Genomic DNA, 17,709 nt, shown 5'->3' with positions numbered 1-17,709 from the left:
AAGACAGTTTTTAAGCTGAGGCTACTGAAAAAGTGAATACTTCGAGAAAAACATTTCGAATTTCCTAAAGATGTTGAAAGAAGAAAGGAGGTCATTACCTGTACATAGTAGGGAATGACCTCTTTTTTCTTATGAAATAGACTCTTTCAGTGCCTTCTTTAAAGTGTCAGATTATGTTGATGTTATTCAAATTGGCGCTCGCAATATGCAAAAATTTGAACTGTTAAAGGCAGCTGGTGCTGTAAATAAACCAATATTATTAAAGCGTGGTTTATCAGCAACAATTGAAGGATTTATTAATGCAGCAGAATATAGTATGGCAGAGGGGAATGGTAATATCATTTTATGTGAGCGTGGTATTCGCACATATGAAACAGCAACGCGTAATACGCTTGATATTTCCGCTGTGCCAATTTAAAAGAAAGAAACACATTTACCTGTTGTTGTCGATGTAACGCATTCTACAGGGCGACGTGACCTTCTCTTACCGTTTGCAAAAGCGGCTATGGCAATTGGTGCTTTTGCTATTATGGCTGAAGTACATCCAGACCCAGCAGTTGCATTATCAAATGCAGCGCAGCAAATGGACATTCCAGAATTCAATGAGTTTATGAAAGAATTAAAAGCATTCGGAAGTAAATTATAAAAAGATTTCTTAGTCTATGTAGCCCTTGTTACATAGCTTTTTTACAAAAATTGACCTTTTTTGCATAAAAAATACGAAAATACGAGAAAAGAAGCGAATTTTTTCGAAACTTTTGCGGGAAAATATTGTATGACCCTGTGTTTTTAGCGTATCATTAGTAAAAGGAAGAACTCGGGACGATTGTTGGCATCTGCAAATAGAGTTGATGTCTTTTTTTCATTCAAGTGAACCGATACATAAAAATAGATAACATAAATAGAAGGAGTGTGCGAAGAGATGAACGTAACAATCTATGATGTAGCGCGTGAAGCAAATGTTTCAATGGCTACCGTATCACGCGTTGTGAATGGTAACCCAAATGTAAAGCCTACAACAAGAAAGAAAGTATTAGAAGCAATTGATCGTTTAGGATACCGCCCGAATGCGGTAGCACGTGGACTAGCAAGTAAGAAGACAACTACAGTGGGTGTTATTATTCCTGATATCTCAAATACGTTTTATGCAGAACTTGCTCGTGGAATTGAAGATATCGCAACAATGTACAAATATAACATCATTTTAAGTAACTCTGACCAGAACAAAGAGAAAGAGTTCCACTTATTAAATACGATGCTTGGGAAACAAGTGGACGGGATTGTTTTCATGGGTGAAGACATTACAGATATTCACGTTGAAGAGTTCAAAAAATCTCCAGTACCAATTGTATTAGCAGCGTCATTTGATGAACAAAATGAAACGTCATCAGTAAATATTGATTATACACAAGCAGCTTACGATGCAATGAAGCATTTTATTGAGCAAGGACATAAACGTATCGGTTTCGTCTCTGGTCCTTTCATTAATAAAGCAGGAAGCGCGAAGAAGTTACAAGGTTATAAAAAAGCTTTAGAAGAAGCAGGTATTTCATATGATGAAAATCTTATAATTGATGGAGATTACACATATGATTCAGGTATAGAAGCGTTTGAAAGACTTTGGGGCATGGATGAAAAACCAACAGCAATCTTCGTATCTTCTGATGAAATGGCACTAGGTGTAATCCACGCAGCACAAGACGCAGGATTAAACGTACCAACGGATATCGAAGTGCTTGGTTTTGACAACACACGTCTTGCATTAATGGTTCGTCCGCAACTTTCGACAGTTGTACAACCAATGTATGATATTGGTGCAGTAGCAATGCGTTTACTAACGAAATATATGAACAAAGAAAAAGTAGAAGATCACTCAGTTATCTTACCTCACCGTATCCAATTTAGAGATTCAACGAAGTAAGAATAAGAGAGCTCACAGCGATAGCTGTGAGCTTTTATTCATATTCAGGATAATGGTGTTTAACTACTGTATCTACACTTTCAGTTTTCTTAACATGTAAAAAGCGTGCATATAATTCTTTTCCTGTCTCAAATGGTGTGTCATCTAATTCGAAAACATGCAACACTTTTCTAAACGTCCATGTTACTTGCTCACCGTACATATTATCGTACGTATCTTCAGACTGTAGAGCTATCTTTTCACCTAGCTCATGAGCTTCCTCTAAACTGTTCGCCTTAACGAGAATGATACTTTCTTCAAAAAGTGTATCGTGATTCTCTTCATAATGTTCATCAATTTTACTAGGATTAGGTTTACCTGAATGGACAGATTCAAATAATAATTTTACAGCATACACATGAGATCAGTCTCCTTATGCTGAATGTTTTATTTTATAAACAATACTCGCGATAAGTGAAGCGGGTATTGTAAATACGTTACTTTGATAATGATAATGTATTTTGGATTCTTCATAAGACATTCGCTACAGTTTGGATTATTCCTTGTTATATGTCACACAAGTGCAAATTTAACTATTATAGGGCAATGTCATGTATAATAGAAAGAAAAGGCTTGTGAGGGGGGAGAAGAGATGATCGTTCTTTGGATAATTACGCTTTGCATGACCGCTATTTTTGCATATATGACGTTAAAACAAAATGGCTTAAAGCGATTTGTTCCAGGAAGTATTCTTGCAGGAATCGCCCTTATCACGTATGTAATTTCTATTTTTATTGAAAGTGTATCAGTGGACATGAGCACAAGTTTAATGTTTATGGGTATTACACTATTTGCAGGTAGTATTATGGTACTTATGGTTGCTGGTATTATTTTATTTATTCATATGAATTCAGAAACGTTATAGCATATAGAAAAGGCATGTCCCGAGGGTGCATGCCTTTTTATCCGTTCAATTATGCTCTATCTTTAGAAGAGTTTTGTTGTTTTAGTAAGTCGCGAATTTCGCCAAGAATTTCTTCTTCTTTTGTTGGTTCTGGAAGTTCTTCTTTCTTTTCTTCTTCTTCTCTTTTAGATGTTAGTTTGTTGAAAACTTTAACAAACATAAAGATAGCAGCTGCAATAATTAAGAAATCAAAAATAGTTTGGATGAAGTTACCATACATAATAGATGATTTACCGAATGTAAGTTTTAAATCTGTAAAGTTAACGCCGCCCAGTACCATACCAAGTAATGGTGTGATGATATCTTTTACTAAAGAACTAACGATTTTACCGAATGCAGCACCGATTACAACCCCGACAGCTAAATCGATTACATTCCCTTTGAATGCGAATTTTTTAAACTCGTTCCACATGTGTTAATCCCATCCTTTCCACGATTCAATATGAAATTTATAATTCCTATCAACATATTCTATAGAAATTTGTGATAGAAATAAAGAGGAAATGGGAATGAAAGTAAATTCTGAAAAATGTATCCGTTTTAATTTTTGCTTACAGCTTGCAGTAGAGATTGGAGCATTTGTTGAGATTTTAATCCTTCTAATCCATCTACAATAGGCTGTGTATCACCTTGTACACATTGGATAAAATGATGAACAGCATCTTCAAATCCGCGCTGCTTTAACGTTGTCTCCCATGATGGTGAACCACTTTGTGAAACGGAGTTTTCTTGCTCAATTTCAAATGTGTTCATATTTTTTACGCGAATGATTTTACCTGCCGTTACAAGTTCAATTTGTTCTAAATTTGTACCTGCATGGCGGTGCATCGCCGTAGAAAGTAAAAGTCCATTTGCAGTTGTATATGTATGATGTCCGTAAAGAAGTTCGTTCTTTTCATTGATTTGCATCATATTATGAACGATGTTAAGGTCATCGTTAGCTAACCAGCGAGCAGTATCTACAATATGTAAGTAATCATCTAACATAGTAAAGTCATACGTATATGGCCCCACTTTATTTGTGCGGTGCTTTTCAATTCGAATCCATGAAATATCATTAGCTTGCTCTTTGGCAGCAACGTACATAGGAACGAATCGGCGATTAAATCCTACCATTAACTTTCGGTTATACTTCTCGCTCAACTCGACTAGTTTCTCAGCTTGCTCTACTGTAGCTGCTAGCGGCTTATCAACATAAACGTCGATTCCTTTTTTCAGAAGTTCAGAAACGATTTCATAATGTGTAGCAGTTGAACTATGAACGAAGATGGCATCACATTCAGAAGCTAGTGTTTCCATAGAATGAAAGTCTTGAATACGATATTGTTGGCAAATTTGTTTTCTTTTCTCGGGGTTAGGTGTAAAGGCCCCTACAAAATTCCAATCTGTTTCTTTTGTAAGTGTTGGAAGATAGGCTTTTTGTGCGATACTTCCAAGTCCAATCATCCCAATTTTAGGTTTGTTCATGTTTATTCCCACCCTATTAATATTGATGTAACGGGTTAAATGTAGCATAGGGTGGGGGAGGAAGGCAAAAATTAGCTTTTTACTTACGTCCTTCTAACAAAATCTTTTCTATTTCTGCAAAGTTATGAGCGCGAGCATGTTGTAATGAAGGGAGTATCATTATTGTCGGAATGCCTATGACTGTAAGGAAAAGGATATATAAGGTAATTTATGTTAAAATTTAAAAGGGAATAAAAGATCTGTGCCAACACGCACGATAGTTTGAGAGGGAGTGCTAGATTTTGGGGGCTGAATTAAAGGATAATAAATTAAACAAGGCTGTAAAGATTGGAACTAATATCGTACTTATTTTATTAATTATCGGTGCAATACAAATGTTTTATGATGAAGATTCTACAAATGATCATTTCGGTGGGTTATTTATGATGGTCTTTTTTGGAATTAAAATAATTTCTAATTTTATGATGAGTATAAAAGAAGGAGATAAAAAGGCAGTATTACTTGATGTGGGTTTAGTTGTTATTTCTTGCGTTCTTTTATTTGTTTTTAGTGTGAAATATTTCTTTTGAAAAAAGCTCATAGTCTTATAGAGACTGTGAGCTTTCCTTAATAATAGCGGTACTAGTGTAACGATTTATAAAATATTTGAGTAGTAGAAGTAAACTGAGCAGCTTCTTCTAAAAAAGGGTAATGGTTACTCTCCTCAAATGGAATGAAGATAGAATTACGTATACCCTTATGCATCTCGATAGAATATTGAATCGGGCACTGCACATCATGTCTTCCGCAAATAATAAGCGTCTTTGTGTGGATAGAAGGTAAGTACTTTCTTAAATCAAATAACGGATATTCACAAGAGAAAGCATTCATCCGGCTAGCGGACATTGTTTTTTGGATTGGTTTACAAAAATAAGAGTTGTAGTTTTCAGGTTTAAACAATGATAATTGGGTTCTCTTAGTAGATAATTCTTTTCGTTCTGCATTTGTAAGATGAGGGCTTTTCAAGTTTTCGATGAGTTCTTGCATATAATGAAACTGTGGATGTTTTGGATGATAAATACAAAATGGTGTTTTCGTATAGTCGCTTGCTGCAGCTCCAGCCACGACTAATGATTGTAAGGCATTTGGATATGCAATGGCATATAAAAGACCAAGCATACCACCTGTTGAATGGCCAGCGAAATGCCATGTTGGAAGTTGTAAAGCTTCTCGTATCGCTTCTAAGTCGTGGATTGTTTCAATCATGGTTAATTCTTTTTCTGAATTGGCTTTTTCAGAATTACCAGCATCACGTAAATTAATGAGGAATACACGATGCGTAGAAGTGAAAACATCCGCAAAGTAATCGCCAGTTTCATTAAATTGTGAATAGTGATGTGTAATACAAAGCGGTTCGCCATTGCCTTTAGTGAAAATTTCGAATGTGCCGCGCTTTGTATTGATTATTTGTTGTTTCCACATAGTGTCACTACCTTTTTTTATAAGAGTTGGGCCAGTCCATTAGTACATAAAAATATATCAGCGCTTTTTAAAATATATCGACTTACCGACAGAAACCGACAATAAATAAAAGGAGGCTATTTAAAAACGAGCCTCCTTTTCGTTTAGTACAAAGATTTTGTCATATTATTCCGAATAATTTCAAGGGATTTCGCTACAGTTAATGCATTTTTTTCTTCGATTTCTGGTTTTCTAGGGATAGGTTGATACATGTTGTCTGGATCTTCCCATGTAAGGGGAAGGTCGGTTTCTGCTTGTCCTTTCCAAGCGTCAATCCATTCTGGAGGGAGATAACCTGAGATGTTTTGGATGTTGTTCATTTCGAGCCAAATGAGTGCCCAAGCTCTTGGTACGACGCGCCAGTGATCATAGCCACCACCGCCGACAGCAATCCAGCGACCGTCGCAATATTCATTAGCGATTTCACGAGCGAGCTTCGGTATTTCACGGTAAATGTTCATCGTTGCGCAAAGGTGTGTAAGTGGATCGTAATAATGTGCATCAGCACCATTTTGCGTTAAAATAATATCCGGTTTAAAGTATGCTGCCACTTCTTTTACAACTGTTCGATATGAATCTAAAAACGATTCGTCTTCTGTAAAAGCGTCGAGTGGAACGTTAAAAGAATAATTATATCCATTTCCTTGTCCACGTTCATTTACTGCGCCAGTTCCAGGAAATAAATAACGCCCAGTTTCGTGTAATGAAATGGTGCATACGTTAGGATCGTCGTAAAAAGACCATTGTACCCCGTCACCGTGATGAGCATCTGTATCAATATATAAAACGCGTAAACCGTATTTCTTCTGAATATATTTCATTGCGATAGAGCTATCGTTATAAATACAAAAGCCAGATGCTTTACCACGGAAGCCATGATGTAAGCCGCCGCCTAAATTGAGGGCGTGCTTTACTTTTCCGGAAATAACAGCATCGACAGCTGTTAATGTTCCGCCAACGAGTAATGCACTTGCTTCGTGCATATTGGGAAACATCGGTGTATCTTCTGTTCCGAGTCCGTATGTCATAGCAATTGATTTTTCTAACTTACCTTCTCCAGCACGTTTTACCGCATTTATGTACTCCTCTGTATGAACGTAGGCAATCTCTTCATCTGTAGCCATCCGTGGCGCGATGACTTGAGAGGGAGAGATAAAACCGCTCTTTTGTAATAAATCATACGTGAGTGTGACGCGCAGTTGGTTAAAAGGGTGATCAGGGCTAAAAGAATAGCCCCGAAAGTCATCCGAATAAATGAAGGCGCTGCTCATGCTTGCATCCCCATTATGTTTGGCCATAATACGCGGTAGCCCTCTGCTTCGAGTGCATCAATCACTTTTAGAGGATTCATCGTTTGAATGCGGAAAACGAGTACTTTATCATTCTCATCTTTTGCTGGATAGACGAGAACGCTCACAATATTAATTTGTAAATTGCTAAAAATAGCAACTACTTTTCCGAGAATACCAGGTTCATTTTTCACTTGAATTTCAATTTGTGAACTAGGCTGATGTGCTCCTGTTAATTTCACTAATGTGTGTAGCACTGTAGATTCGGAAATAATTCCTACTAACTTTCCAGCCTTTGTGACAGGGAGGCAGCCAATTTTATTTTCAAAAAATAAAGTAGCAATTTCCTCAACGAAATCAAGAGGATGGCAAGTCATGACAGGGTGTTTCATAATAAGTTCGAGCGGTTGCTGTAGCATATCGAGTGAAACTTGTTCATCAAGAATTGATGGACTTGCATCTCTTACATCCCGATCAGAAATAATGCCTACGACATGATTATTTTGATCGACAATTGGAATGTGCCGAATGCCTTTCGTACGTATTGTTCGGATTGCTGTTTCAATTGTATCGTTTGGATGCAGTGTCACTACATCTTGATTCATAATTTCTTCTACAATCATTCCAGTTGCCCCCTTTATTAATACATAAAACGATTGTGAAAACGTAGACGATCAAATGCTTGAATGGAATCCGTATCAACACGTTTACCGATGCGGACCATTAAACAGTTGGCAGGATGTGAACAAATTTCAGGATCATCTGTAGCCATCCATTGTAAACCACCAGCATTCATCATTTTTTCCATTACTTTTCGGTATTCCCAAACATTTAAGCCTGTTTGTTTTAAATCCCAGTGCCAATAATATTCAGTCGTTAATATAATGTAATCTTCCATATGATCGTCCATCATTGAAACTTCTAATAAATTTTTTCCGACAGAGCAACCGCGAAAGGCTGGGACAACTTCAATCGCCCCAAGCTCAATTAAGTTTTCAATCTTTCCTTCTGACCATCGCTCGAGCGGATCAGGATACAAGTATGTAACATATCCAACAATCGTTTGGTCATGTCTAGCAATAATGAGACGAGCTTCTGGTAACTTAGAAATTTCGACAATTGCTTTATATTGCTGCTCGGCAGGACGAAACGCAATTAAGTCTGGATGAAATTCATACATTTCAAGATTATGTGTAGAGACAGGACCTTCAATAATTAAAGTGCCTTTCGCTGTTTTTAAGTTTCTGGCATTATATATTTTTTTATGAATCAATTTATTGCTCACCACCTTGAGGGTTTGTGAATCTATTAATATCGTACTTTATAATATATGCGATGTGAATCGAATTTTGTCATTAAAAATTTGTCTAAAAATCAACAAATATACTGAAAATTTTAAATAATATCATTATAATAGATAATAGAATACATAGGAGGGGGATGTAAAGTATGAAAGTGGAAACGCTTCCTGTCATTAAAGGAGAAAATAATTTGCCGAATTATGAAGAGGCATACGCGAATTTTAACTGGGAAGAGGTTAATAAAAATTTTACTTGGAATGAAACAGGCCGAGTGAATATGGCGTATGAGGCAATTGATAAGCATGCGAAATCCGATCGAAAGAATAAAGTGGCACTTTATTATCAAGATGGATCGCGAAAAGAGAAATATACATTTAAGGAAATGAAGGATTTTTCTAATAAAGCAGGAAATGTCCTGAAAAACTATGGCGATGTTGAGAAAGGCGATCGCGTTTTTATTTTTATGCCGCGTTCCCCAGAATTATATTTCGCGCTTCTTGGTGCAGTGAAATTAGGGGCAATTGTTGGACCATTATTTGAAGCATTTATGGAAGGCGCAGTTCGCGATCGTTTAGAAGATAGCGAAGCGAAGGTGTTAATTACAACTCCTGAATTGTTAGAGCGCATACCATTAAATGATTTACCTGCTTTAAAAACAGTCTTCCTTGTTGGAGGCAATGCAGAAGAAGGCGGTAAAACTGTAGCGTTCAATCCTTTATTTGAACAAGCTTCAAAAGAATTACATATCGAGTGGTTAGGCCGTGAAGACGGTTTAATTCTACATTACACATCTGGTTCTACTGGTAAGCCAAAAGGTGTCCTTCATGCTCAAAACGCAATGGTTCAGCACTACCAAACAGCGAAATGGGTATTAGATTTAAAAGAAGATGATGTATATTGGTGTACAGCTGACCCAGGCTGGGTAACTGGAACAGCTTACGGTATTTTTGCACCGTGGTTAGTGGGAGCATCAAATGTTATTTTAGGCGGGAGATTTAGTCCAGAGGCATGGTATGAAGCACTGCAAGATTACGGTGTAACAGTTTGGTATAGTGCACCGACAGCGTTCCGTATGTTAATGGGAGCTGGACAAGACGCAATTAAAAAATATGATTTATCACAAGTGCGTCACGTATTAAGTGTTGGTGAGCCATTAAATCCAGAAGTAATTCGCTGGGGTATGAGCGCATTTGGACTTCGTATTCATGATACGTGGTGGATGACAGAAACAGGTGGACAAGTTATTTGTAACTATCCTTGTATGGAAATCCGTCCAGGTTCAATGGGGAAACCAATTCCAGGTGTGAAAGCAGCGATTGTTGATAATGAAGGAAATGAAGTGCCTCCATACACAATGGGGAACTTAGCAATTGGTAAAGGTTGGCCATCTATGATGCGTGCGGTTTGGAATAACCCGCAAAAATATGAGTCTTACTTCATGCCGGGAGATTGGTACGTATCAGGTGACTCTGCTTATATGGATGAAGATGGATACTTCTGGTTCCAAGGACGTATTGACGATGTAATTATGACGTCAGGTGAGCGTGTTGGTCCGTTTGAAGTAGAAAGTAAATTAATCGAGCATGCTGCTGTAGCAGAAGCTGGTGTAATTGGTATTCCTGATCCAGTACGCGGGGAAATCATTAAAGCATTTATCGCGCTTCGCGTGGGGTACGAACCATCTGATGAATTAAAAGAAGAGATTCGTCAATTTGTGAAAAAAGGCCTAGCAGCTCATGCAGCGCCAAGACAAATTGAATTTAGAGATAAATTACCGAAAACGAGAAGTGGTAAAATTATGCGCCGCGTATTAAAAGCGTGGGAATTAAACTTACCAACAGGCGATTTATCGACGATGGAAGATTAAAAGAGGAAGGGTCTGAATGAATACGTTCAGACCCTTCTTTTTTATGTTATTATAAACTTATATATACGTGTTGGAAGGGGAGAAGGAAATGAAAACAGAAAAAGAAAAGATGATACAAGGGGAAATGTACATACCGGCTGATCCCGTTTTAGTTCAAGGGAGGGAGCAAGCTCGTATATTAACGAGAAAATTAAATGAAACACCAGAAGTGAAGCTAGAAGAACGTAGTGCAATCGTAAAAGAACTATTCGGAACGACTGGAGATAACATTCATCTTGAATCTTCTTTTAGATGTGATTACGGTTATAACATTCACGTTGGTGAAAACTTTTACGCAAACTTTGACTGTACGATTTTAGACGTATGCCCAGTTACAATCGGAGTGAACTGTATGTTAGCTCCAGGTGTTCACATTTATACAGCAACGCATCCGCTTGATCCGGTAGAGCGCATAAGCGGATCAGAGTACGGAAAACCAGTTACAATTGGCGATAACGTATGGATTGGCGGAAGAGCGATTATTAATCCGGGCGTAACAATTGGAGATAATGCTGTCATCGCATCTGGCGCTGTTGTAACGAAAGATGTGCCGGGTAATGTAGTAGTTGGCGGGAATCCTGCGAGAATCATAAAAAAAATAAAATAATATTTGAACGAAGCGCCTTCCTCGTCTGTATACATTTATGAAAGAATAGATGAGGGAGGCTTTTTTATGTCTAATAAATTGATGCTGACTTTTGCTTTAATTGGAATTATAGTTGTGTTTTCTTGTGGTATATTATTACCTATACCAATTGGATTTAAAATTTCAATGATTACAGTTGGGATTATTATGATTGTTATTTTTTCAATCCTTATTCCGTTTGATAAGAAGTATATTGTACGAAAAAATGGAAATAAAATTGATTTTACAAAAACAAAAGTATATTTTCGCTGGAATGTATTTGATACTATTTCTGTCTGTCTTGCAGTATATGCATGCATATGTGTGCAAGCATTAAATATTTTAGTTTCAATTGGATTCACGATTCAAAACCCATATGTTCAATTTTTTGCGAATCAATCACAAGTATGGATTATTGTCGCAAGTGCATATCTAATTTCCCGTATTTCATTAACGTTAAAAGGAATAAAGGAGATCAAAAAAAATGGCGCAGATTGGGATTGAGGAGGAGCTCATGCTTGCGTACCAAAATGGAGATAAGCAAGCTGGAGAAAAACTATATGTTTTAATCAAACCAGCGCTATATACATTTTTGTATCGATTTAATCGTGATGAACAACTGAGTATAGATCTCGTTCAAGATACGTTTTTGACTCTAGAGCGTAAGAAACATATGTATGAAACCCGAAAAGGAAAAATTAAAACGTATTTATTTCAAATCGGTTACCGTCTTATGATTAATAAATTAAATAGAAGAAAAAAGTGGCGTTCGCTCTTACCGTTTTTAGTACCAATGCAAGAGGTAGAGTTTTCCCACGAAGACCGGCTTACGGTAAGAGAAGCAATTTTGAAAGTTCCTGAAGAACAGCGAGCGGTCCTGATTCTTTCTTATTATCATGATATGCAGCAAAAAGAAATTGCAGAGGTACTGGATATTCCTGTTGGAACAGTGAAGTCGAGACTTCATAACGGGATAAAGAAATTAAAACAATTGCTGGAGGTGGATGAAATTGAACGAAAATCCCTTTAAGAATGAATATAAATTAAAGCAGCATTTAGATAGCGATCATGTAGAAATACCGGATTTTCCAAAAACGGTAAGCCGCTTCGAGCGATTACTTGGATTTCTTGCTTCTCCAGCGAAAGATCCTGTGGAAGCGACGATTGGGAATGATTTATCGGTTGTGTTTCATGTGTCGTTATTAGTTGGTGTTCCAGTTATTTCTCTTATTACGATATTCCTTGCGACTTTATAAAGGATTGGTAGGGAAAGAACTCATACCTCTATTTGACACGCCTATATAAATGATGGTATAAAGAAAAGTATATGAATAATTGAGCGTGGAAAGGGAGAAGTAGTGATCATTTCCCTGTTTTAGAGAGCTGATGGTCGGTGGAAATCAGCACATAGATGATCGCGAATTACGCCCCTAGAGCATCTTTTTTCGATTGAAGTGTATTCAAAAGGGAAAAGACGGTGCTAAGCCGTTATGTAAATAAGGTGGTAGGCTTTTTTTGCCTGCAACTAGGGTGGTAACGCGATAATCAAAATCGTCCCTTATTTAAGGGGCGATTTTTTTATGTTTTCAACCTTCACGCCAGTAATGAACTTAAAGGAGAGTATGTAGGATATGGGTATTTTACAAGATCTTGAATTTCGCGGTTTAATTAATCAGCAAACAGATGCTGAGGGACTTGAGCAATTATTAGAAAAAGAAAGCGTTAAATTATACTGTGGTTTCGACCCGACAGCGGATAGCTTACACATCGGTCATATGTTACCAGTATTAATGTTACGTCGTTTCCAATTAGCTGGTCACCAACCAATTGCACTTGTTGGCGGTGGTACTGGCATGATCGGTGACCCAAGTGGTAAAAAAGCAGAGCGTACATTAAATACGAAAGATACAGTTGCTTACTACACAGAAAGCATTAAAAACCAACTTTCAAACTTCTTAGAGTTTGAAAACGTGGACAACCCAGCAACAATGGCTAACAACTATGATTGGCTTGGTAACTTAGATGTAATTTCATTCTTACGCGATATCGGTAAAAACTTCGGTTTAAACTATATGTTAGCAAAAGATACAGTAGCATCTCGTTTAGATACTGGTATTTCATTCACTGAGTTTAGTTATATGATTTTACAATCATACGACTTCTTAAACTTATACCAAAACCATAATTGCCGTCTACAAATCGGTGGTAGTGACCAATGGGGTAACATTACAGCTGGTCTTGAATTAATCCGTAAATCAGAAGAAGATGCGAAAGCATTCGGTTTAACAATTCCGCTAGTTACAAAATCTGATGGTACGAAGTTTGGTAAAACAGAAGGCGGCGCAATTTGGTTAGACCCAGAGAAAACAACTCCTTACGAGTTCTACCAATTCTGGATCAATACAGATGACCGCGATGTAGTTAAATACTTAAAATACTTCACATTCTTATCTCATGAAGAAATTCTTGAGCTTGAGAAGCAAGTAACTGAAGCACCAGAAAAACGTGCAGCACAAAAATCATTAGGATCTGAAATGACAAAACTTGTTCATGGCGAAGAAGCGTTAGAGCAAGCAATTAAAATTTCAGCTGCATTATTCAGTGGCTCTGTAGCAGAACTTACTGCAAGCGAAATCGAGCAAGGATTCAAAGACGTACCATCTGTAGAACGTACTGCAGAAGATACAGTATTAATCGACTTACTTGTAGAAAGCAAAATTTCACCATCTAAACGTCAAGCACGTGAGGATGTAACGAACGGTGCAATCTACGTAAACGGTGAGCGTACACAAGCGTTAGACTACGTTGTAACAGAAAACGACCGCATCGAAGGTAAATTCACAATCATTCGCCGCGGTAAGAAGAAATATTTCTTAATTCGTTACTAATCAGAAAAGAATTTAAAACAAATAGTACCCCGAATGGTAGGCTGAAAAGTCTATCGTTCGGGGTTTTTATGTATGCATTTAAATTGCCTCATGATTTCTTTTAAATAGAATATGAAGAATTAATACGAGCATATAAAGTAAGCTAATTAGCATAACGACAAATGCTACGGGATAAAATTTTGCCGCATATATAAAGAAATCGATTTGATAAATGTCGTCATAATGTGAAACGTACCCTTTAAAATAATTCGTAAACTTAGCGCTATATTTCCATTCATCGGGATAGTCTATTAAATTACTCCCTTGATACCAACTAATCAAAGCTGAAGTAATAAACAGCATACACGAACTGCCTAGTTGAACCATTTGGTTTATTGTCAAAATGAAACTCCTCCTATTTTTTGGTTATTATAGCGTGCATTCGTATTCCTGTAACCTTTTTGTTGTAATCTCCTTTTCGAGTTCATACGGAAATCACATGTAAGCGGTATGATAAATGTATAACAAATAGAAAGGAGTGGTAAAACAAAATGTCACTAGAAGCGCTCATTATTTTTTCTTTGCTAAACGCTGGTCAGCTTGCAGAGAGCACGAAGGTTGATGTACATAAAGAGCAGAAAGATGCTTATGTATATGTTCAAAAAGAGGAAAATAAATAATTTTAATATATAAATAAAAGCTACCAGAGAGAACGTTTTAGTTTCTTTGGTAGCTTTTTCTATTGAGATATAATTTGGAAGTAATGAAAAAAAGAGTAGTCTGAAAACGAAATGATTATATGTTTAGGGGGATAAGTATAACAGCATGTAATGAAGATGGATTATAAAATTTTGCACAATAAACGGAGCTAGTATTAAAGAGAATCCAATCGTTGGAATGAATAAAAGAGAAGTAAGGACGATTATCCATAATTCATGAAAAAACTTCCTTGAAGCATCTTACTATACATACGACATTTATATAAATAAAAAAAGCCCAGGCCCCTTGATAAACAAGGTTCCTAAGGCTTTTAATAATACTCTTTGCAGAGTACCGAGATTAACGAGAGTAGTACTCTACGATTAATGCTTCGTTGATTTCAGCTGCTAACTCAGAACGCTCAGCGTGACGAGTGTAAGTAGCTTCTAACTTATCAGCATCGAAAGTTAAGTATTCTGGTACGAAGTTGTTAACTTCGATCGCTTCTTTAACAACAACAAGGCTGTTAGATTTTTCGCGAACGCTGATAGTTTGGTTAGGTTTAACGCGGTAAGATGGGATATCTACGCGAGCGCCATCAACCGTGATGTGACCGTGGTTTACTAATTGGCGAGCTGCACGACGAGTGCGAGCTAAGCCCATGCGGTAAACTAGGTTGTCAAGACGAGCTTCAAGAAGGATCATGAAGTTTTCGCCGTGCTTACCAGGCATTTTACCTGCTTGGTCAAATGTGCGACGGAATTGACGCTCAGTCATGCCGTACATGTGACGAAGTTTTTGTTTCTCTTGTAATTGTAAACCGTATTCTGAAAGTTTCTTACGTTGGTTAGGACCGTGAGGACCTGGTGCGTAAGGGCGTTTTTCTAATTCTTTTCCTGTGCCGCTTAGAGAGATTCCAAGACGACGAGACAGTTTCCATGCTGGACCTGTATAACGAGCCATAGTTGACTCCTCCTTTAAAAATGTTTTTATTTTCGTAAAATAAAAACAGACGTAATCGATATTTACGGGTATTTTGTTTTCATGTACCTTCGCTCCAGCAGCAGGGAGTTACGAGATACACCTCCGCAGAGGAACAAAATACAAACGATAAACTCACATTACAAGGCTGCCTTTTTATTTTACACAAACGCTATTATATCTTTTACTTACAGTTTCGTCAAGAGACTCCCTTTTTGTTTTATGCAGATAAATTTTGGAAATTAACAAGAAGGAATTTAAAACAATATAAAAGAAAAGATAGAAACACAAATAAAACGCTTACATAAAATGTAGTAAAGACGTTCATCAGATTTTTCCTGGTGGATATGTGGAAATAAAGACATAAGGGGGATGTTTTTATGAAAAAGAAGCATATGGAGACAGCGTTAATTCATCACGGTTATACATCAGAGGAACATAAAGGAAGTTTAACACCACCTTTATTTCAAACGTCTACATTTACGTTTGAGACAGCACAGCAAGGAGAAGCGAGTTTTGCGGGAGAAGATCCATCTTATATTTATTCAAGGCTTGGGAATCCAACTGTGAAATTATTTGAAGAACGTATGGCTGTTTTAGAAGGTGGAGAGGAAGCGCTGGCGTTCGGTTCAGGTATGGCAGCCATTTCAGCAACGTTAATCGGTTTTCTAAAGGCTGGAGATCATATTATTTGTTCAAATGGATTATATGGGTGTACGTACGGTTTTTTAGAAGTGTTAGAAGAGAAATTTATGATTACGCATTCTTTTTGTGATATGGAAACAGAGGCTGATATTGAAAATAAAATTCGTCCAAATACAAAGCTCATTTTCGTTGAAACACCGATAAATCCAACGATGAAATTAATTGATTTAGAAAAGGTGATCGGGGTAGCGAAGCGAAATGACTTGCTTGTTATTGTTGATAATACGTTTTGTTCACCTTATTTACAAAGACCTCTTGAACTTGGTTGTGACGCCGTCGTTCACAGTGCGACAAAATATATTGGTGGTCACGGGGATGTTGTAGCGGGTGTAACAATTTGTAGAACGAAAACGTTAGCTGACAAAATCCGTCCGATGCGAAAAGATATCGGCGGTATTATGGCGCCGTTTGACGCGTGGTTATTGTTACGCGGATTAAAAACATTAGCAGTAAGAATGGATCGTCATTGTGATAATGCGGAAAAAATTGTATCGTTTTTGAAAAATCATGAAGCAGTAGAAGGTGTTTGGTATCCGGAGGGAGAATTAGCATCTCGGCAAATGAAACGAGGTGGGGGCGTTATTTCTTTTTCAATTAAAGGCGTGAAAGAGGAAACACAGTCGTTTATCAATGACCTCCATTTTATTACAATTGCCGTAAGTTTAGGTGATACAGAAACGTTAATTCAGCATCCAGCGACGATGACACATGCAGCTATTCCGGCTGAACTAAGAAAAGAAATGGGTATTTTTGATAATTTAATACGCCTATCTGTCGGTTTAGAATCATGGGAAGATATCGTTTCTGATTTAGAGCAAGCATTAAAGAAAATATCTACTGTGAATCAATAAAGAAAAGAGTGAGCTATCGGTTTCGTACGTTACGTACGTAATCGATAGCTCACTCTTTTCTTTATTAAATATGTTTTAGGAGTGTTTCCACAAACTTTTCTAAATAGTGCTGATCTACTTCATCGAAACGATTTTTTTCAGGACTATCAATATCAAGCACACCAATGATATTTCCTTCTTTCATAATCGGTACAACGATTTCAGAATTAGAGGCACTATCGCAAGCGATATGTCCTGGGAATTGGTGAACATCTGCTACAAGTTGCGTTGTTTTTGTTTCAGCTGCAACGCCGCAAACACCACGTCCGAACGGAATACGCACGCAAGCTGGCATCCCTTGGAATGGTCCAAGAACAAGCTGATTTCCTTCTGTTACATAAAAGCCAACCCAATTAACGCGATCTAAAAATTGATTTAATAGTGCGGACGCATTTGATAAGTTTGCGACTACGTTCGGTTCGCCAGTTAATAATGCATCCAGTTGTTTAATTACTGTCTCATATTGCTCTTCACGAGATCCTGCATAACTTTCTTTTGTAAACATGGAAACAACTCCCTTTTTAGCGAGATATGTAAAACGATAGCAAAATACGATGTATTTCACATGACTTTGTCGATAGAAAATTAAAGGAATTTGTCTTAAAAGTCAAGAAA

21 protein-coding genes, 2 pseudogenes and 1 other annotated feature are annotated in these 17,709 nt (G+C 37.2%); of the genes and pseudogenes, 12 read left to right on the top strand and 11 right to left on the bottom strand.

Features of this window, described 5'->3' with window-relative positions:
* Positions 1–166 precede the first annotated feature (166 nt).
* Positions 167–646, top strand: a pseudogene (locus tag ABH960_RS06420) (bifunctional 3-deoxy-7-phosphoheptulonate synthase/chorismate mutase); the annotation flags it as partial.
* 276 nt (positions 647–922) lie between these two features.
* On the top strand, positions 923–1,921 hold the full coding sequence (ccpA, locus tag ABH960_RS06415) for a catabolite control protein A (RefSeq protein ID WP_002034370.1): 999 nt from the start codon (positions 923–925) through the stop codon (positions 1,919–1,921).
* A 34-nt stretch (positions 1,922–1,955) separates the two neighbouring features.
* Here the strand turns inward: ccpA and ABH960_RS06410 are convergent, their stop codons facing one another.
* Together ABH960_RS06410 and ABH960_RS06405 are read right to left on the bottom strand one after the other, a co-directional pair.
* Positions 1,956–2,318 carry a DUF4288 domain-containing protein gene (locus ABH960_RS06410; RefSeq protein WP_002184820.1) on the bottom strand — a complete coding sequence of 121 codons (363 nt, stop codon included), beginning with the start codon at positions 2,316–2,318 and terminating at the stop codon, positions 1,956–1,958.
* 15 nt (positions 2,319–2,333) lie between these two features.
* Positions 2,334–2,441: pseudogene (locus ABH960_RS06405) on the bottom strand (DUF3949 domain-containing protein); the annotation flags it as partial.
* A gap of 111 nt (positions 2,442–2,552) precedes the next feature.
* On the opposite strand from ABH960_RS06405, the gene ABH960_RS06400 reads away from it, so the two are divergent.
* A complete protein-coding gene (locus ABH960_RS06400) occupies positions 2,553–2,825 on the top strand; it encodes a DUF3917 domain-containing protein (protein ID WP_000636592.1) in 273 nt (90 codons plus the stop codon).
* A gap of 49 nt (positions 2,826–2,874) precedes the next feature.
* Here ABH960_RS06400 and mscL read toward each other — a convergent pair whose 3' ends face one another.
* The gene (gene mscL, locus ABH960_RS06395) at positions 2,875–3,276 is read right to left on the bottom strand and encodes a large-conductance mechanosensitive channel protein MscL (RefSeq protein ID WP_002015591.1); all 402 of its coding nucleotides are present in this window, start codon (positions 3,274–3,276) and stop codon (positions 2,875–2,877) included.
* A 128-nt stretch (positions 3,277–3,404) separates the two neighbouring features.
* Complete coding sequence (locus ABH960_RS06390) at positions 3,405–4,331, bottom strand: Gfo/Idh/MocA family protein (RefSeq protein ID WP_404443675.1); 927 nt, start codon at positions 4,329–4,331, stop codon at positions 3,405–3,407.
* Between the two features lie 281 nt (positions 4,332–4,612).
* On the opposite strand from ABH960_RS06390, the gene ABH960_RS06385 reads away from it, so the two are divergent.
* A complete protein-coding gene (locus ABH960_RS06385; protein ID WP_404443672.1) occupies positions 4,613–4,900 on the top strand; it encodes a hypothetical protein in 288 nt (95 codons plus the stop codon).
* 52 nt (positions 4,901–4,952) lie between these two features.
* Here the strand turns inward: ABH960_RS06385 and ABH960_RS06380 are convergent, their stop codons facing one another.
* The 4 genes from ABH960_RS06380 to acuA all read right to left on the bottom strand — a co-directional run bounded on the left by ABH960_RS06380 (position 4,953) and on the right by acuA (position 8,393).
* Positions 4,953–5,792, bottom strand: a complete 840-nt coding sequence (locus ABH960_RS06380; RefSeq protein ID WP_404443669.1) for an alpha/beta fold hydrolase — start codon at positions 5,790–5,792, stop codon at positions 4,953–4,955.
* A gap of 143 nt (positions 5,793–5,935) precedes the next feature.
* Complete coding sequence (gene acuC, locus ABH960_RS06375) at positions 5,936–7,102, bottom strand: acetoin utilization protein AcuC (RefSeq protein ID WP_404443831.1); 1,167 nt, start codon at positions 7,100–7,102, stop codon at positions 5,936–5,938.
* A complete protein-coding gene (locus ABH960_RS06370; protein ID WP_404443666.1) occupies positions 7,099–7,743 on the bottom strand; it encodes an acetoin utilization AcuB family protein in 645 nt (214 codons plus the stop codon). The genes acuC and ABH960_RS06370 overlap by 4 nt, the downstream gene beginning before the upstream one ends.
* A 17-nt stretch (positions 7,744–7,760) precedes the next feature.
* Complete coding sequence (gene acuA / locus ABH960_RS06365) at positions 7,761–8,393, bottom strand: acetoin utilization protein acetyltransferase AcuA (RefSeq protein WP_002112293.1); 633 nt, start codon at positions 8,391–8,393, stop codon at positions 7,761–7,763.
* Between the two features lie 176 nt (positions 8,394–8,569).
* Between acuA and acsA the strand changes: the two genes are divergently transcribed.
* The 6 genes from acsA (at position 8,570) to tyrS (ending at position 13,840) form a co-directional block, all read left to right on the top strand.
* A complete protein-coding gene (acsA, locus tag ABH960_RS06360) occupies positions 8,570–10,288 on the top strand; it encodes an acetate--CoA ligase (RefSeq protein ID WP_404443663.1) in 1,719 nt (572 codons plus the stop codon).
* Between the two features lie 88 nt (positions 10,289–10,376).
* On the top strand, positions 10,377–10,934 hold the full coding sequence (locus ABH960_RS06355) for a maltose acetyltransferase domain-containing protein (protein WP_404443660.1): 558 nt from the start codon (positions 10,377–10,379) through the stop codon (positions 10,932–10,934).
* A gap of 66 nt (positions 10,935–11,000) precedes the next feature.
* On the top strand, positions 11,001–11,456 hold the full coding sequence (locus ABH960_RS06350; protein WP_404443657.1) for a hypothetical protein: 456 nt from the start codon (positions 11,001–11,003) through the stop codon (positions 11,454–11,456).
* Positions 11,437–11,982, top strand: a complete 546-nt coding sequence (locus ABH960_RS06345; RefSeq protein WP_002129421.1) for an RNA polymerase sigma factor — start codon at positions 11,437–11,439, stop codon at positions 11,980–11,982. The genes ABH960_RS06350 and ABH960_RS06345 overlap by 20 nt, the downstream gene beginning before the upstream one ends.
* A complete protein-coding gene (locus ABH960_RS06340; protein ID WP_016092439.1) occupies positions 11,963–12,208 on the top strand; it encodes a hypothetical protein in 246 nt (81 codons plus the stop codon). The genes ABH960_RS06345 and ABH960_RS06340 overlap by 20 nt, the downstream gene beginning before the upstream one ends.
* Before the next feature lie 77 nt (positions 12,209–12,285).
* Positions 12,286–12,514: a binding site (T-box leader), on the top strand.
* A gap of 69 nt (positions 12,515–12,583) precedes the next feature.
* Complete coding sequence (gene tyrS / locus ABH960_RS06335; protein ID WP_002015575.1) at positions 12,584–13,840, top strand: tyrosine--tRNA ligase; 1,257 nt, start codon at positions 12,584–12,586, stop codon at positions 13,838–13,840.
* A gap of 78 nt (positions 13,841–13,918) precedes the next feature.
* Here the strand turns inward: tyrS and ABH960_RS06330 are convergent, their stop codons facing one another.
* Complete coding sequence (locus ABH960_RS06330; RefSeq protein WP_377953525.1) at positions 13,919–14,221, bottom strand: YjdJ family protein; 303 nt, start codon at positions 14,219–14,221, stop codon at positions 13,919–13,921.
* A 149-nt stretch (positions 14,222–14,370) separates the two neighbouring features.
* Between ABH960_RS06330 and ABH960_RS06325 the strand changes: the two genes are divergently transcribed.
* Positions 14,371–14,499: a hypothetical protein gene (locus ABH960_RS06325; protein ID WP_002015573.1), complete on the top strand. Its 129-nt coding sequence runs from the start codon at positions 14,371–14,373 to the stop codon at positions 14,497–14,499.
* Positions 14,500–14,878: 379 nt separating this feature from the next.
* Here the strand turns inward: ABH960_RS06325 and rpsD are convergent, their stop codons facing one another.
* Entirely contained in the window at positions 14,879–15,481 is a 603-nt protein-coding gene (gene rpsD, locus ABH960_RS06320) for a 30S ribosomal protein S4 (RefSeq protein ID WP_340813131.1), read from the bottom strand.
* A 398-nt stretch (positions 15,482–15,879) separates the two neighbouring features.
* Between rpsD and megL the strand changes: the two genes are divergently transcribed.
* Positions 15,880–17,055 carry a methionine gamma-lyase gene (gene megL, locus ABH960_RS06315; protein ID WP_404443649.1) on the top strand — a complete coding sequence of 392 codons (1,176 nt, stop codon included), beginning with the start codon at positions 15,880–15,882 and terminating at the stop codon, positions 17,053–17,055.
* Positions 17,056–17,119: 64 nt separating this feature from the next.
* Here megL and ABH960_RS06310 read toward each other — a convergent pair whose 3' ends face one another.
* Positions 17,120–17,599 carry a GAF domain-containing protein gene (locus ABH960_RS06310; RefSeq protein WP_002138633.1) on the bottom strand — a complete coding sequence of 160 codons (480 nt, stop codon included), beginning with the start codon at positions 17,597–17,599 and terminating at the stop codon, positions 17,120–17,122.
* Positions 17,600–17,709: the final 110 nt, after the last annotated feature.

This window comes from Bacillus sp. RC252, from assembly GCF_044909215.1.
Taxonomy (GTDB): Bacteria; Bacillota; Bacilli; order Bacillales; family Bacillaceae_G; genus Bacillus_A; species Bacillus_A mycoides.
This window is presented reverse-complemented; position numbering and strand designations above follow the sequence as displayed.

Bases quoted from the DNA above. Each gene is read 5' to 3' on its own strand.
- ccpA (WP_002034370.1), top strand. From the start codon at position 923: ATGAACGTAACAATCTATGATGTAGCGCGTGAAGCAAATGTTTCAATG.
- ABH960_RS06400 (WP_000636592.1), top strand. From the start codon at position 2,553: ATGATCGTTCTTTGGATAATTACGCTTTGCATGACCGCTATTTTTGCA.
- mscL (WP_002015591.1), bottom strand. From the start codon at position 3,276: ATGTGGAACGAGTTTAAAAAATTCGCATTCAAAGGGAATGTAATCGAT.
- ABH960_RS06390 (WP_404443675.1), bottom strand. From the start codon at position 4,331: ATGAACAAACCTAAAATTGGGATGATTGGACTTGGAAGTATCGCACAA.
- ABH960_RS06380 (WP_404443669.1), bottom strand. From the start codon at position 5,792: ATGTGGAAACAACAAATAATCAATACAAAGCGCGGCACATTCGAAATT.
- acuC (WP_404443831.1), bottom strand. From the start codon at position 7,102: ATGAGCAGCGCCTTCATTTATTCGGATGACTTTCGGGGCTATTCTTTT.
- ABH960_RS06370 (WP_404443666.1), bottom strand. From the start codon at position 7,743: ATGATTGTAGAAGAAATTATGAATCAAGATGTAGTGACACTGCATCCA.
- acsA (WP_404443663.1), top strand. From the start codon at position 8,570: ATGAAAGTGGAAACGCTTCCTGTCATTAAAGGAGAAAATAATTTGCCG.
- ABH960_RS06355 (WP_404443660.1), top strand. From the start codon at position 10,377: ATGAAAACAGAAAAAGAAAAGATGATACAAGGGGAAATGTACATACCG.
- ABH960_RS06350 (WP_404443657.1), top strand. From the start codon at position 11,001: ATGTCTAATAAATTGATGCTGACTTTTGCTTTAATTGGAATTATAGTT.
- ABH960_RS06345 (WP_002129421.1), top strand. From the start codon at position 11,437: ATGGCGCAGATTGGGATTGAGGAGGAGCTCATGCTTGCGTACCAAAAT.
- tyrS (WP_002015575.1), top strand. From the start codon at position 12,584: ATGGGTATTTTACAAGATCTTGAATTTCGCGGTTTAATTAATCAGCAA.
- ABH960_RS06325 (WP_002015573.1), top strand. From the start codon at position 14,371: ATGTCACTAGAAGCGCTCATTATTTTTTCTTTGCTAAACGCTGGTCAG.
- rpsD (WP_340813131.1), bottom strand. From the start codon at position 15,481: ATGGCTCGTTATACAGGTCCAGCATGGAAACTGTCTCGTCGTCTTGGA.
- megL (WP_404443649.1), top strand. From the start codon at position 15,880: ATGAAAAAGAAGCATATGGAGACAGCGTTAATTCATCACGGTTATACA.
- ABH960_RS06310 (WP_002138633.1), bottom strand. From the start codon at position 17,599: ATGTTTACAAAAGAAAGTTATGCAGGATCTCGTGAAGAGCAATATGAG.